The 13,301-nt window shown below is 62.0% G+C and carries 14 protein-coding genes; 8 read left to right on the top strand and 6 right to left on the bottom strand.

Annotated elements, in window-relative coordinates; genetic code table 11:
- Position 1: 1 nt before the first annotated feature.
- Entirely contained in the window at positions 2-583 is a 582-nt protein-coding gene (locus LC343_RS06105; RefSeq protein WP_223476227.1) for a VOC family protein, read from the bottom strand.
- Between the two features lie 245 nt (positions 584-828).
- Here LC343_RS06105 and LC343_RS06100 point away from each other — a divergent pair, with 245 nt between their 5' ends.
- From LC343_RS06100 to LC343_RS06080, 5 genes are all read left to right on the top strand, one after another.
- Positions 829-1,731 (top strand): metal ABC transporter substrate-binding protein, encoded by a 903-nt coding sequence (locus tag LC343_RS06100; protein WP_274384735.1) that lies wholly within the window; start codon positions 829-831, stop codon positions 1,729-1,731.
- Positions 1,732-1,854: 123 nt separating this feature from the next.
- On the top strand, positions 1,855-2,751 hold the full coding sequence (locus LC343_RS06095; RefSeq protein ID WP_223476226.1) for a manganese/iron ABC transporter ATP-binding protein: 897 nt from the start codon (positions 1,855-1,857) through the stop codon (positions 2,749-2,751).
- 39 nt (positions 2,752-2,790) lie between these two features.
- Entirely contained in the window at positions 2,791-3,612 is an 822-nt protein-coding gene (locus tag LC343_RS06090) for a metal ABC transporter permease (protein WP_238484199.1), read from the top strand.
- Positions 3,609-4,445: a metal ABC transporter permease gene (locus LC343_RS06085; protein ID WP_223476224.1), complete on the top strand. Its 837-nt coding sequence runs from the start codon at positions 3,609-3,611 to the stop codon at positions 4,443-4,445. The genes LC343_RS06090 and LC343_RS06085 overlap by 4 nt, the downstream gene beginning before the upstream one ends.
- Before the next feature lie 49 nt (positions 4,446-4,494).
- The gene (locus tag LC343_RS06080; protein WP_223476223.1) at positions 4,495-4,824 is read left to right on the top strand and encodes a hypothetical protein; all 330 of its coding nucleotides are present in this window, start codon (positions 4,495-4,497) and stop codon (positions 4,822-4,824) included.
- 57 nt (positions 4,825-4,881) lie between these two features.
- Here LC343_RS06080 and LC343_RS06075 read toward each other — a convergent pair whose 3' ends face one another.
- On the bottom strand, positions 4,882-5,283 hold the full coding sequence (locus LC343_RS06075) for a hypothetical protein (RefSeq protein WP_223476222.1): 402 nt from the start codon (positions 5,281-5,283) through the stop codon (positions 4,882-4,884).
- On the opposite strand from LC343_RS06075, the gene LC343_RS06070 reads away from it, so the two are divergent.
- A complete protein-coding gene (locus LC343_RS06070; RefSeq protein ID WP_223476221.1) occupies positions 5,246-6,070 on the top strand; it encodes a DUF1176 domain-containing protein in 825 nt (274 codons plus the stop codon). The two genes, LC343_RS06075 and LC343_RS06070, sit on opposite strands and share 38 nt — an antisense overlap.
- A 6-nt stretch (positions 6,071-6,076) precedes the next feature.
- Here the strand turns inward: LC343_RS06070 and LC343_RS06065 are convergent, their stop codons facing one another.
- On the bottom strand, positions 6,077-6,409 hold the full coding sequence (locus tag LC343_RS06065) for a hypothetical protein (protein WP_223476220.1): 333 nt from the start codon (positions 6,407-6,409) through the stop codon (positions 6,077-6,079).
- Between the two features lie 88 nt (positions 6,410-6,497).
- Between LC343_RS06065 and LC343_RS06060 the strand changes: the two genes are divergently transcribed.
- The gene (locus LC343_RS06060) at positions 6,498-6,980 is read left to right on the top strand and encodes a hypothetical protein (RefSeq protein WP_223476219.1); all 483 of its coding nucleotides are present in this window, start codon (positions 6,498-6,500) and stop codon (positions 6,978-6,980) included.
- A 4-nt stretch (positions 6,981-6,984) separates the two neighbouring features.
- Here LC343_RS06060 and LC343_RS06055 read toward each other — a convergent pair whose 3' ends face one another.
- Entirely contained in the window at positions 6,985-7,653 is a 669-nt protein-coding gene (locus LC343_RS06055; protein WP_223476218.1) for a hypothetical protein, read from the bottom strand.
- 138 nt (positions 7,654-7,791) lie between these two features.
- Between LC343_RS06055 and LC343_RS06050 the strand changes: the two genes are divergently transcribed.
- Positions 7,792-9,234, top strand: coding sequence for a patatin-like phospholipase family protein (locus LC343_RS06050; RefSeq protein ID WP_223476217.1), 1,443 nt, complete (start codon positions 7,792-7,794; stop codon positions 9,232-9,234).
- 73 nt (positions 9,235-9,307) lie between these two features.
- Here the strand turns inward: LC343_RS06050 and LC343_RS06045 are convergent, their stop codons facing one another.
- The gene (locus tag LC343_RS06045; RefSeq protein ID WP_223476216.1) at positions 9,308-10,357 is read right to left on the bottom strand and encodes a S1 family serine peptidase; all 1,050 of its coding nucleotides are present in this window, start codon (positions 10,355-10,357) and stop codon (positions 9,308-9,310) included.
- Positions 10,358-10,437: 80 nt separating this feature from the next.
- Positions 10,438-13,284 (bottom strand): CHAT domain-containing protein, encoded by a 2,847-nt coding sequence (locus LC343_RS06040; RefSeq protein WP_223476215.1) that lies wholly within the window; start codon positions 13,282-13,284, stop codon positions 10,438-10,440.
- Between the last annotated feature and the right edge of the window lie 17 nt (positions 13,285-13,301).

Here is a 13,301-nt window from a genome sequence, read left to right as displayed (position 1 = left end):
ACTAGTAAGGGTTCTTCGGATCTCGGTCGGTGGACAGGCTGTCGAAGGTTTGGGCGGTCAGTTTCTCGATCGCGTCGGCGAGGTGAATCTTGTCGATGTGATGATCGCCCCGCGCCACGCGGATCTTGTGGGCTTCCAGCATGACCTGGCCATGCGAGACGCCCCAAGGGGGCTCGAACCGGTAGGAAGCAAGTTCGATCAAAAGCCCGAGCGGATCGTTGAAATAGATCGAATCCATGAAGCCGCGATCCTTCGGACCGCTGTGCCTGATGCCGCGTTCGTCCAGCCGTTCGACAGCCTGCCAGAAGGTCGCCTGTGAAACCGAAAGCGCAAGGTGATGCACGCAGCCGATCTCGGTGGGCGTGCGCGTCGCGTCCGGCTTGCGGCTCTCGTCGGTGAAGATCGTGATCAGCCGTCCGTCGCCGGGATCGAAATAGAGGTGGCTTTCCTGCTCGCTGTCGAGATTGGGTTGTTCGAACACGAACGGCATGCCGAGAACGCCCTCCCAGAAATCGATCGAGGTCTGACGGTCCGCACCCACGATGGTGATGTGGTGAACGCCTTGCGTTTGCAGCTTTCGCATCGTTTTCTCCTCCGGCATGGTCGCGGACGCCCGCTTTTCCGGGAGTTTAGCCCGATCGCGACGGCGAGACCATGGGCGGGTGTTCCGGGGCAGGGGCTTTCCAGGAATGGTGGCCGCGGCTGATGAGTCTCGCCGCTCGAATTAGTCGGCCTCCATCCATCTTTTTGCAAATCATTCGCAACTAGCTTGACTTTCTGCGAATGCTTCGCATAATCATTCAAAGTTAGGCAGGAGATATGTGCGCGATGTTCAAGACGATGCGAGTTCTGATCGCCGGTGTGGCCATTTTGGCAGCGACCGGCGGGGCCGCATTCTCGGCGGACAAGTTCAAGGCCGTCACGACATTCACCGTCATTGCCGACATGGCGCGCAATGTGGCCGGCGATGCCGCCGTGGTGGAATCGATCACCAAGCCGGGCGCCGAAATCCACGGCTACGATCCGACGCCGCGCGATCTCGTTCGCGCGCAGGGCGCAGATCTGGTGATGTGGAACGGGATGAACCTGGAACTCTGGTTCGAACAGTTCTTCAACAATCTGCGCGACATTCCGGCGGTCACGCTGACCGAGGGCATCGAACCGATCAGCATTGCGGAAGGGTCTTATGAGGGCAAACCCAACCCGCATGCCTGGATGGCGCTCGAAAGCGCGCTGATCTATGTCGACAATATCCGCGACGCCTTTGTCGAGCATGACCCGGAAAACGCGGAGACCTACAAGGCGAATGCCGAAGCCTACAAGCAGAAGATCCGGGCGGCGATCGAGCCTCTGAGGGCGATGATCGACACCGTCCCCGAGGAAAAGCGCTGGCTTGTCACCTGCGAGGGGGCGTTTAGCTATCTCGCCCGCGACTTCGGACTGCGCGAACTCTATCTCTGGCCGATGAACGCCGACCAGACAGGCACGCCGCAACAGGTTCGCAAGGTCATCGACGGCGTGAGGGAAAACGACATTCCGGTCGTCTTCTGCGAAAGCACGGTGAACAACGATCCGGCCAAGCAGGTTGCGCGCGAGACCGGCGCGAAATACGGCGGAATGCTCTATGTCGACTCCCTGACCGATTCCGACGGCCCCGTGCCGACCTATCTCGATTTGCTCCGGGTGACGTCGGAAACCGTCGCACGCAGTCTCGCGGCCACGGTCAATTGACGACGAACGGATCAATTCGCCTGAGGAACCTCGCGGGAAACCATGAGACCTGCGCTGCGCTGAAAGTTTGTGGAAGTGCATGCAGTCAATGATACGAACACACACGCCGAAACGCTGAGCCCCATGTTGCAACAATCCCCTTCCGGACTGTCCGTTCACGATATCACGGTCACCTATCGCAACGGTCATACGGCGTTGCGCGATGCGAGTTTCGAAATCCCGACCGGCACGATCTCGGCGCTTGTCGGGGTGAATGGTTCGGGCAAGTCAACGCTGTTCAAGGCCATCATGGGCTTCGTGCCGACGGCGAAAGGCGAGATTCGCATTCTGGGCATGACCGTCGCCGAGGCCCTGCGACAGAACATCGTCGCCTATGTGCCGCAGGCCGAGGAAGTCGACTGGAGCTTTCCGGTCCTCGTCGAGGATGTCGTGATGATGGGCCGTTACGGCCACATGGGCTTCCTGCGCATTCCCAAGGCCAAAGATCGCGAGGCTGTCGACAAGGCGCTCGAGCGGGTGGGGATGTCGGATTACCGGCACCGCCAGATCGGCGAATTGTCGGGCGGGCAGAAGAAACGGGTCTTTCTCGCCCGTGCGCTCGCGCAGGATGGCCGCGTCATTCTGCTCGACGAGCCTTTTACGGGCGTCGATGTCACCACTGAGGAGGCGATCGTCGCGCTTCTGCGCGACTTGCGCGAAGAGGGCAGGGTCATGCTGGTTTCCACCCACAATCTGGGATCGGTGCCCGAGTTCTGTGATCGCACGGTGCTCATCAAGGGAACGGTTCTCGCCCATGGTCCGACCGCGACGACCTTCACCGCCGAAAATCTGGAGGAGGCATTCGGCGGCGTTCTGCGTCATTTCGTTCTCGGCGGGCGCGACCTGCATGACGACGACGATCGCCGCGAGATCAAGATCCTCACCGACGATGAACGCCCGCTGGTCATGTATGACGAGAAAACCCAGCGCGCCAATCCCGATCGGCCGGACGAGAATTCGCAGTCCGGCGAGGAGGGCTGAGCCGTGGACCTGCTGCTCGAACCCTTCTCCTACGGATATATGACGAATGCCATGTGGGTCAGCGCGCTGGTCGGCGGCGTCTGCGCGTTCCTGTCTGCCTATCTGATGCTCAAGGGCTGGTCGCTGATCGGCGACGCGCTCAGCCATTCGATCGTTCCCGGTGTCGCGGGCGCATACATGCTGGGCATTCCCTTCGCGCTCGGTGCCTTCATTGCCGGCGGACTTGCCGCCGGCTCCATGCTGTTCCTCAACGAACGCTCCGGCTTGAAGGTCGATGCCGTCATCGGGCTGATATTTACCTCCTTCTTCGGGCTCGGGCTGTTCCTGGCTTCGGTCTCACCGACCTCGGTGGACATCAAGACCATCACGCTCGGCAACATTCTCGCGATCACGCCGGAGGATACGCTGCAACTGGCGATCATCGGCATCGTGTCGCTGGTCATATTGCTCGCCAAGTGGAAGGACCTGATGGTCACTTTCTTCGACGAGACCCACGCGCGGTCCATCGGACTGCGCACCGGCATGCTCAAGGTGGTCTTCTTCACGCTGCTCTCGGCGTCCTGCGTCGCGGCGCTCCAGACCGTCGGCGCTTTCCTCGTGATCGCCATGGTCGTGACGCCGGGCGCGACGGCCTATCTGCTGACAGACCGGTTTCCGCGCCTGCTGGTGCTTGCGGTCGCGATCGGATCGCTGACGAGCTTCACCGGGGCCTATCTGAGCTACTTCCTGGATGGTGCGACGGGCGGGGTCATCATTACCCTGCAGACGCTCATCTTTCTCGTGGTCTTCTTCCTGGCACCCAAGCACGGCATGCTGGCGGCGCGTCGTCGCGCCGCCGAGGCGCTGGAGGGCGACGCATGATCGAGACGCTGCTCGCCCCCTTCCAGTTCGCCTTCATGCAGAACGCCTTCTGGATCGCGCTCATCGTCGCGGTGCCGACGGCGCTGTTGTCCTGCTATTTGGTGCTCAAGGGATGGGCGCTCATGGGCGACGCGATCAGCCATGCGGTGCTGCCCGGCATCGTGATCGCCTATATCGTCAACATCCCGTTGATCATCGGCGCTTTCGTCGCCGGCATGGTGTGCGCATTGGGGGCAGGTTTCCTGCAGCAGAACAGCCGCATCAAGCAGGATACGGTGCTCGGCATCGTGTTCTCCGGCATGTTCGGCTTCGGCATGGTGCTCTACACAAAGATCTCCACCACCGTGCATCTCGATCACATCCTTTTCGGCAACATGCTGGGTGTCGGGGCCGGCGACCTGCTGACGGCCGGCTTGATCTCGCTTTTCGTGACGGTCGCGATCCTGGTCAAATGGAAGGACCTCCTGCTGCATTCCTTCGATCCCGCCCAGGCGCGGGTTTCGGGAATGCCCGTCGCGGTCTTTCACTACGGGCTCCTGGCAATCCTCTCGCTGACAATCGTCGCGACCCTCAAGGCCGTCGGCCTTATCCTCGCCATCGGTCTCCTGATCGCGCCGGGCTCCATCGCCTTTCTCATGACGCGCAGTTTCGGCCGTATGCTCGCCGTCGCGGTGGCGGTGACGATCATGGCGATGACCGGCGGCATCTATGCCAGCTTCTGGCTGGACAGCGCGCCGGCGCCGACGATCATCCTGATCCTGACCGCCTTCTTCATCGTCGCCTTTATCGCCAAGATGATGCGCACGCGCTCCGCGACGGCACGCTTGTCCTGAGCCGTTGAAACCGGGCATTGTCCCGCCGACGGTTCAAGGGGAGTGGACGATGAAGATCCAGTGCGAGTGTGGCCATCTCATCCATGACGGGACCGACGGTCTCGGTCATAAGGCGCATTTCATTCCCGACCGCCGCTGGAACGAGATGTGGGATGCACTGGACGAGGCGATCGAGAGGGAGGGGAATGCGAGAAAACGCGAGGCATCCGCGATGCATATGCGCAGGCTGATCGGCGACATGGCGCGCAGCGCCTGGCAGTGCACGCAATGCGGCATGCTCTATCTGGAAAACGCGGAACACAACCTGCGGGCCTTCAAACCGCTGGGCGACGAGGATGTCAGCGGCATTCTCTCGGGCGGGGCAAAGAAACGGGTGTGAAAATGCAAACGCCGCATACGCCGTGATGGGCGCATGCGGCGATCGAAAGCCCGAATGTCAGTTCGCGAATTGCGAATCCGGCGGGCAGGAAAACGCGCCCGTTCCGCCATTCCAGTTGTAGCAGCCGCGCGAGCTTGCCGCATCGACGTCCTCGGCGATGCCGATCAGGTCGGCTCGGCCATTGGCGTAGCTCTTGGCTTCAGCCAGCAGATCGCTCTTGGAGGGAATGTCGCCGGAACCGTCGATGGAATCGTTGGTCAGAGTGTTGCGCAGATGCGCACCGGCGATGATCAGGATCGGGTCCTTGCGTTCGCGCCCGAGCGCGATCAGATTGTCGGACAATTGCAATTGCTGCTGCGCGCCCTCCGACAGTTCCAGGTTATTGTCGGCGGAAAATGCCGGCTGGATCATGGCGCCGGCCATGACGGCCGCGATTGCTGTGTTGCGAAGGATTTTCATTCTGGCTCCTCTCGAAATTGGTTTCGACGGGCAGGAAACAACTCCGGCCTCACGAAATATTGCACAAGGAAACAGTCTTAATTTTGGCTGTTTTTTCGTGATGTTAGGTCATTTCAGGGCAATTTGGAGGCTGGTAATGGCGAAAGCGAAAAGAGATCAGGTGAACGCGGTTCGATTGACCCTCGGGGTCTTGGCCGGAATTGCCGGCTCGATGGTTGCCACGCAGGTGGCCGTCGCTCAGGAGGGGACGACCGAAGAAGCGGTTGCCTATTTCGACAGCGCCTTCAAGGATCGGTGCCGGCCCTATTCCGAGACCCTGTTCCTCTTCGACGGCGGCGCGGATGAAATGCCGGCACGCTTCGAGGTTTCGTGGATGCCGAGCTTTGAGTTGCCGGGCGACGAGCCCGAAACCGCCACGATCTACCAGTTCTTCTGCGACGCCGGCGCCTACAATGTCCAGTCCGCCTTCATCAAGTTCATGGACGAACATTTTGATCCATTAGCCTTCGCGCGTCCGGCGATTTCGATCGAGAACGAAACCGAAGACTACGACTCCCCGGTCAAGGCCATCACCGTGACCGGATACGAGTCCGCGCTGACGTTGACCAATGCAAAATTCGATGAGGAATCGCAGACCGTCACCGCACGAGCCTACTGGCGGGGAATTGGCGACGCCTATGACGAGGGGCGCTGGGTATTTCGGGACGGCGGTTTCGTCCTCGAACATTTCGAGGCGGACGCCGACTACGACGGCGAGATCGATCCGCAATTGTCGCTGGATTACTGAGGTGCCTCAGCCCGACTTGTCAGGGCTCATGAGGCGCTGTTCGAGGTCGCTGAAATAGTGGACCTCGTAACCGGATCCGAGTTCCTCGCGAACGAGCCGCCAGAGTTCCAGTCCCTCGCGTTCGAAACGGCTGGAGTCCTCCGGCGAAGTCTGCGGCGAGCGGGCCGGGTCCGTCCGGTCCAGCCGCGCGTCATAGGCTTCGGACCAATGCACGAGGCGGGCGACAAGGCCGGACGAAAGACCGAGACCGGCCGGGTCGAGATTGCCGATATCATCGCCGTCCATCCCCCACAGGGGCCAGCAATCGTAATCGGCCATCAGTTTCACGCGCCGTGTCATGGCCCGGCACTATCTCCCGCTTCGCCATTGTCCGCAATCGGCGTATCGTCACCGACCTGAGCTAAAACAGAATTGCATTCGTATGCCCATGACCACCGGAAAAAGCTTCTTCTCGCTCCTGCCGCTTGCGCTGTTTTTCGCTGCGCCCGCATACGCGCAGGAATGCGCGGTTGAGGACGCGGTCTATGAAATGGCCGACGCCAAAGGCGGCCAACTCGTCTTTGAAAGACGTAAACATTCCACGGCCTATTCCGATCTCGATATCGCGGTCACGGCCGGCGATGTGCCGCAGCGTTTCGGGTTCCGTCTCACCGCATCCAACGGATACGGGAATTTCTACGCCATCCCCGACGACGAATCCGTCTCGGAGGATGGCCTGATCGTCTTCTTCTTCCAGCGTCGGGGAGACCGTCTCGTGCCCTCCGAGCACGATATGCCGGCTTCCGGCGAGCCGGCGCCGGACGCGGTCTTCATGCCCGGCCTCGGCAGTGCGTTGTGGTACGGGACGAACGGGTCGGCAGACCCCGTCGCGATCCCGACGCAGATCTGGTACCGCGCGGGTTGCCGGTAGACGCTCAGTTCGTGGACAGGGCGTAGGTGTCGCCGAAATCGCTCTTGTTTTCGAGCGTCACGTCGAATGGCCCGGTCACGCCAGGCGTCCAGCCGCACTGGTTGAGATTGCTCGTGTCGGTCTGCGAGCAGACGAGAGCGCCCCGCGCGTCATAGACGAACATGTCGATGTCGGCGTCGCCCATACCCTCGGAATAGACCAGGGCGAACTCCCCGCCGATGAAGTTCAGCGCGCGATGGCTCTTCTTGCCGCGCGCGGGGATGCGGCGCTCCGTGTAGATGCCGCCATCCTTCAGACCCTTTGACTTCGATGTCCTGATGTCGTCGGCGAGACCCGCGATGATCGTGCTTCCGCCCGAGATGCGAACGGCTTCATCCAGCCAGCCTTCCCAGCCGAAAACATCCTCTTCCGGAATGTCTTCGTCGGGAGCATCCGGCGTTCCGATTTCGCCACGCTTCATGCCGGAATCCTTGCGCAGCCGCGCGGCGGAGAGCATGAGCACGGGGTCGGAGGTTTCGATTGCGCGGTCATGCAGTTGCCGCGACATGAGGATCAGCGCGAGCGCGTCGGCCTGCGGGTCGTCGGGTGCAGATTGTCCAACCGACGGGACGGTCGCGGCGGCGACAAGCGCGGACGCCGAAATCGCGGCCAAAAGGCGTTTTGCGGTGTTCATGAGCGAAATCTCCAGCCCGGGTTTCACGGCACCAATAATCCGTCAGAATTCGGCGTTAAAAGGGCAGAGGGTACAAGTGGTTGGCAGCCGATTGTCTTCAGGTAAGATAAGGAGGGCTGCAGGAGACTGGGAACGGCGATGCCGCGAATTCGATCGACAATTCTGCGCAGGGCCGCTGGCCTGATGATGGCGACCGCGCTCGCCGGTTGCGTGTCGGTCAACGACACGCTCAATTCCTTCACCGAGATACAGCCCGAATTCGATCCGGGCCTGACGTCTCAGGAAGAGGGTGCAAAACCCGAAACCGATTTTGTCGCGCTGTCCTTCTCCGGCGGTGGCACCCGCGCCGCCGCCTTCGCCTACGGTATCCTCGAACAGATGCGCGCGACGCCCTTTCCCGGCAAGGAAGGGACGACGGTCTATGATGAGATCGACTTCCTGTCCGGCGTGTCCGGCGGGTCGGTGACGGCGGCCTATTTCGGCCTGAAGGGCGAACGCGCCTTCGGCGATTTCAAGAGCAATTTCCTCGTGCGAAACGGCGAGGAGTATCTGCGCACATCGAAGGTGGATCCGATCAACCTCCTGCGTGCGGCAAGCGGCGGTGTGAACAGCCGGCAGGGCTTCGGACGCTGGCTGGACGAGAACCTGTTCAAGGGCGCGACCTTCGCCGATCTCTACCGCAACAAGAAGACGACGACCTGGATCAACGCGTCCGACATCTACAATCGCACGCCCTTCACCTTCGAGCCCGAGACGTTCCGGGCACTGTGCAGCGACCTCAACAAGCTGCCGGTCGCAGAAGCGGTCGCGGCGTCGGCGGCTGTGCCGATCGTGTTCAGCCCGATCGTGCTGGAAGCCTACGGACCGCGCTGCAGCTACGAACAGCCGGGCTGGCTGACCACCGCCGCGCACAACACCGAGGCTTCGGCGTCGCTCCGCGCCTATGCGCGCGCGCTGCGCAACTATCGCGACCCGGAAAAGATGCGTTACGTGAAGCTGCTCGACGGCGCGGTGACGGACAATTTCGGCCTGACCGGCATCTCCATCGCACGAGGGCGCGCGCAAAGCCGTCACGCACCATTTACGGAACGCGAGGCGGTCGCTCTCGAACGCATGTTGTTCGTCGTCGCGAATGCCGGTCGCGAACTGGACGGCGACTGGGCGAACGAGGTGGCGGGGCCCGGAGGGCTCGATCTGGTGTCGGCCATCGCCGATACCGCCATGGCGTCGGCGACGCGCGAGGGCTTCGACGCGTTTCGCGCCGCGATGGCGCGTTGGCACGACGACCTGATCGCCTATCGCTGCTCCCTGTCCAAGGCGGAAGTGAAGAAGTTCGGCGGCGATCCGAAAACCTGGAACTGCCGCAGCCTCAAGCTCTATGTCACCGAACTGCGCTTCGACCAGCTTGGCGCGGATATGGAAGCAAAGCTGAACGAGGTTCCGACACGGCTCAAACTGCCGCGCGAGCAGGTCGATCTGACGATCGCGGCGGGCCGCAAGGCGCTGTCGATAAGCCCGACCTTCCTGACCTATCTGACGTCCATCCAGGGCATATCGGCCAAGGGCAAGCGGCGTCTCTGACCCTGTGCCTGCCCATGCAAAACGGGCGGCGGATAAATCCGCCGCCCGCCTCTTCAGGCTATCGCCCGTCCCATTACTTGTAGCCGAGCTTGCCCAGCACCCAGTCGGCGTAGTTGCCGGTGCGCGTATAGGCGGAAAACTTGGCGTCGCGGTTGCAGCCCACACCGTCGGCTGACGCGAGACCCCAGGAGACAATGCCCGCCTGGATGTACTTGCCATCGCCGACCGGAACGACGAGCGGACCGCCGCTGTCGCCGTCGCACGCACCGCGCGGTCCCTCGGGCGTGCCCGAGCAGATCATGTTCTCGGTCATCGGCACCGGCACGTTGTCGAGAACCTGGCTCCACAGCTCGTTGGCCGTGTTACCCGGGATATCGAGCGCCGTGACCGTCTGCTGGAAGTAACCGGCAGCCGCCTTGATCGGGCCGCTCAGCAGCACCTGGTTGCAGATACCGCGGTCGATGATCTCGATCTTGCCCTCGCGCAGTTCACGCGACGGGGTGCCGGCCTCGGTGCGGCCCCAACCCGTGACGATCGTCGTGGTGTCGGGCTTTTCGAGAATGTCGGCATATTCCTCGGTCGGAATGGTGATCGTGGCGAACTTGGCGTTGGGCTGGCGGGCCAGCTTGATCAGCGCGATGTCGTTGTCGAAGCTGTTGGGATTGTAGCCTTCGTGAACGATGATCTGCTCGACCTCGACGAAATCGCCTTCGTTGGAAATGCGGTTGGTGCCAACCATGATCCGGGTGTTCGCCGGATTGATCAGGTAGTAGCCGTCGGACTTCTCCTCGACCACGCAGTGTGCCGCCGTCAGGACCCAGTTGTTCTGGATCATCGAGCCGCCGCAGAACTGCGAAAGGAGATCGTTCTCGACATCCACGCGCATCAGCGCGACCTGCCATGGCCAGGCGCCATCCTCGGCGATCTTGCCGTTGAGAACGCGCGATTTCTCGCCGTCCGTGCTGCCTTCAAGCAATGCGGCCTTTTCCGCGCTTCCGGCGAAATTGAACGGCATCTCGGGCGAGCCTTCTTCTTTCTGCCAGGTCGGTTCGGCCGTTGCCATGGCTGGCAGCATCACTGCCATGGCGGCGATGCTCGCAATCTTTGTAAGACGTGATGTCATTTTCGATCCTTTCGGGTTTGCAATAGTTGGTTGTGCCTTGATTGGTACGGGGGCTTTCCGGCGGGTGATTGCAACATGCATCATAGCCAGTTTCCCATCAGGACGAATGGCGACCAGAAATAGGGATGGGAAAATCCCGTCTGGGCCGCCTGCGTCTTCTTCTGTCTCGATTGTGCGGCGCGTTCGCCGCTTTCCGCCGACGCGACGCTCATCTCGCCGGACATCATGCGGATCTGGGCCGCGCGCAGGGCGTCCGCCTTCGACAGGCCGTCACGCACCATGCCCTCGTAGAAATCGCCCATCAGGCGCGCGGTCGCCTCGTCGGCGACCGGCCAGAGCGATGCCATGACCGAGGACGCGCCGTTCAACTGCGCCGTCGCGCCGAAACCCTCGATTTCCGAACCGTCGCCACCGCCGCGCGCCGTCTGGCAGGCCGACAGCGTGACGAGATCGATACCCTTGAAGGACAGCGCCCGCTTGGAGCGGATATCCGACAGGGGAAGGTGCGAACCGTCGCCGAGAAGCAGGAAGGAATCGTCCTCGCGTCCGGGAATCAGGTTGAAGTGGCTGGCGATGTGGAGGATCGACGGCCGCGACAGAAGAGTGCGCCGCAGGCTGCGTTCCGAGAAATCCTCGTCCAGTCCGGCGGGACCCTGCAGCACGCCGGAGGCGTCGTCGCCCGCAAAGATCGTCTCGATCTCGCGCCGCACGCCGGGCAGTGGCGAGAAGCCCGGATGCGCCGCCGTGACGCCGAACCCGGCGCTCTTCTGCGCCTCGCGACCGCCGCGCTCGAAACGGGTCGGCACGGAGGACGTGTAGAGCGCGACCGCGTAGTCCTCGATGAAATAGCGCTGGCCGTCATACAGCGCCGCGAAGGGCACGTAGCGCAGGAAGCCGTCGAGATTGAGCATGACGACCTTGACGCCGGCATCGGCAAGGGACTTGGCGACCGGCCGGACGAGAACGTCGTAGAGCGCGCCGAGTTTCGTGTTGGCATCGCTGCCGCGCGCCTCGATCGCGACCAGCGCGTCGAAGGTCATCCGCGAGAGCTCGGCTTTCGAGATGTTCGACTCTTCATGCAGCGTCAGTTCGGGAAGCGTCAGGAAGATGTGCGTCGCCTGGTCGATGGCGGCGATCTGGAGAATGGCTGTCTTTTCCTCGAAAGAGGTGAGGAGGTCCTGGTAGGAGCCGACCGCGCTCAACTGCGCCTTGTAGACTTCCTGTTTCGGACCGGTGGCGCTTTCCAGAAACGCGTCCACCTGCGCCTCGAAATCGTCGGCGGCGACCTGGACGCTTTCCTGCAGTAGGAAAATGCGATCCTCGTCTTCTGCCGTGGCTTCGCCGCTGTCGAGCTTGGCGACGAGCCGGTCGAGCTCCTGCGCGGCCGCAAGCGGGAAGGCGGCAAGCGCCACGATCTTTTCTTCCTCGCCGAGCTCGGTGTCGTTGAGCAGCGCCTTCGTCTCCCGAAGATCGGCCGCGCTGTCGCGGCGCAGGAATTCGAAGACCTCCTGCTCCTTTTCCATGTTGAGAACGGCCTGGGCCTCGACGAAGCGGCCCTGTTCGATCAGCATGTCCGCGAGATGCTGGTATAGCCAGCGCCACTCGTCCTTGAGTTCCTTGCTCTCGTCTTCGCTCAGCGACTTGTTCGCGGAGCGGATCGACTGCTGGGCGTTAACGGCAAGCTTGGCAAAGGCGATGGCGCGCTCCGTGTCGCCCTTTGCGCGGAAGGCACGCGCCAGCGTGTCATACGCCCAGCGCTGCTCGTCCAGCGTGATCTCGTTGTTGGCCTTGATGAAGGGCATCGCCTTCATGGTCCAGCGGATCGCCGAATCCTCGTTGCCGAGATAGTGTTCGATGATCCCGATATTGATGTTGACCTTGCCGATATTGCGCGAATAGCGGCCCTCGTGGCGGGCGATGATCGGATGCGCCTTCAGGAACCAGCGCTTGGAGACTTCGTATTCCTCGAGGCGGCGATGCACCCAGCCGATATTGTTCGTCACCCAGCCCACCTGCATCGCGTCGTTGCCGAGCACCTTGGAATAGCGCAGCAGGGCTTCGGTGTAGGTGTCGAGCGACTCGCGATACTTGCCCGCCCCCTCCAGAGAGATGCCTTCGTCGAGATAGGTGTCGGCGACTTCGGTGCTGATGTCGCCAAAGATTTCCGTGCGGATGGCGCGGGACTTCTCGAAATAGGTGATGGCCTCCTCGTATTTCGACAGGCCCTGCAGCGCCATGCCCCAGCTTTCGAGCGCGTGCGACAACTCGGCCCCGTCTTCGCCGATCTCCCCGTAGATCGTGATGGCGTTGTCGAGCGCGTCGAGGGATTCGCTGTAGCGCGACGCGGCCTGGTCGGCGTCGGACAGCATGCGGTAGAGCGCGGCTTTCCATTTCAGGTCATCGCCGGTCGCATCCGCATAGGCGTCGATCGCGCGCTGAAGATAGGTCCGCGAAAGCGTGAGATTTTCAGCGCCGCCCTTCTTCAGATAAATCCAGCCGAGATTGTAGAGCGAGCTGCGATAGCTGCCGAAATCCTCGCCTTCGGTCAGGGCATAGGTGTCGAGCGCCTTGTTAAAGTAGTCGATGGAGGTATTGAGGTCTTCGTCGCTGCCGCGGTTCAGGTGGATATAGGCCAGATTGGCAAAGGTCTCGGCTTTCCATTTGAGGTCGTCGCCGGTCGCGCCTTGATAGGCATCCAGCGTCCGCTCGAAATAGTCCTGCGCGGCGACCGAGTTCTCCGTGTTGTTCTCCCGGTTGAGATGAATCCAGCCGAGATTGTACAGCGAGGCTGCATCGCCGGCTTCCGCGCCCTCGAGCAGCTTCGGATCGATCGGCGCGTTCGGATCGAGCCCGTCGGCCAATGCCCCGGCGATGCCGGAAAGCAGCAGCCAGAAAAGGAGAGCAATCTTCGCGCCGGTCGTTCTCATGTCATCGGCTCCACCGT

Origin of the sequence: Oricola indica (assembly GCF_019966595.1) — a bacterium.
GTDB classification, from domain to species: Bacteria; Pseudomonadota; Alphaproteobacteria; order Rhizobiales; family Rhizobiaceae; genus Oricola; species Oricola indica.
Note: the sequence above shows the minus strand (reverse complement) of the source record. Positions and strands in the feature narration are given on the sequence as shown.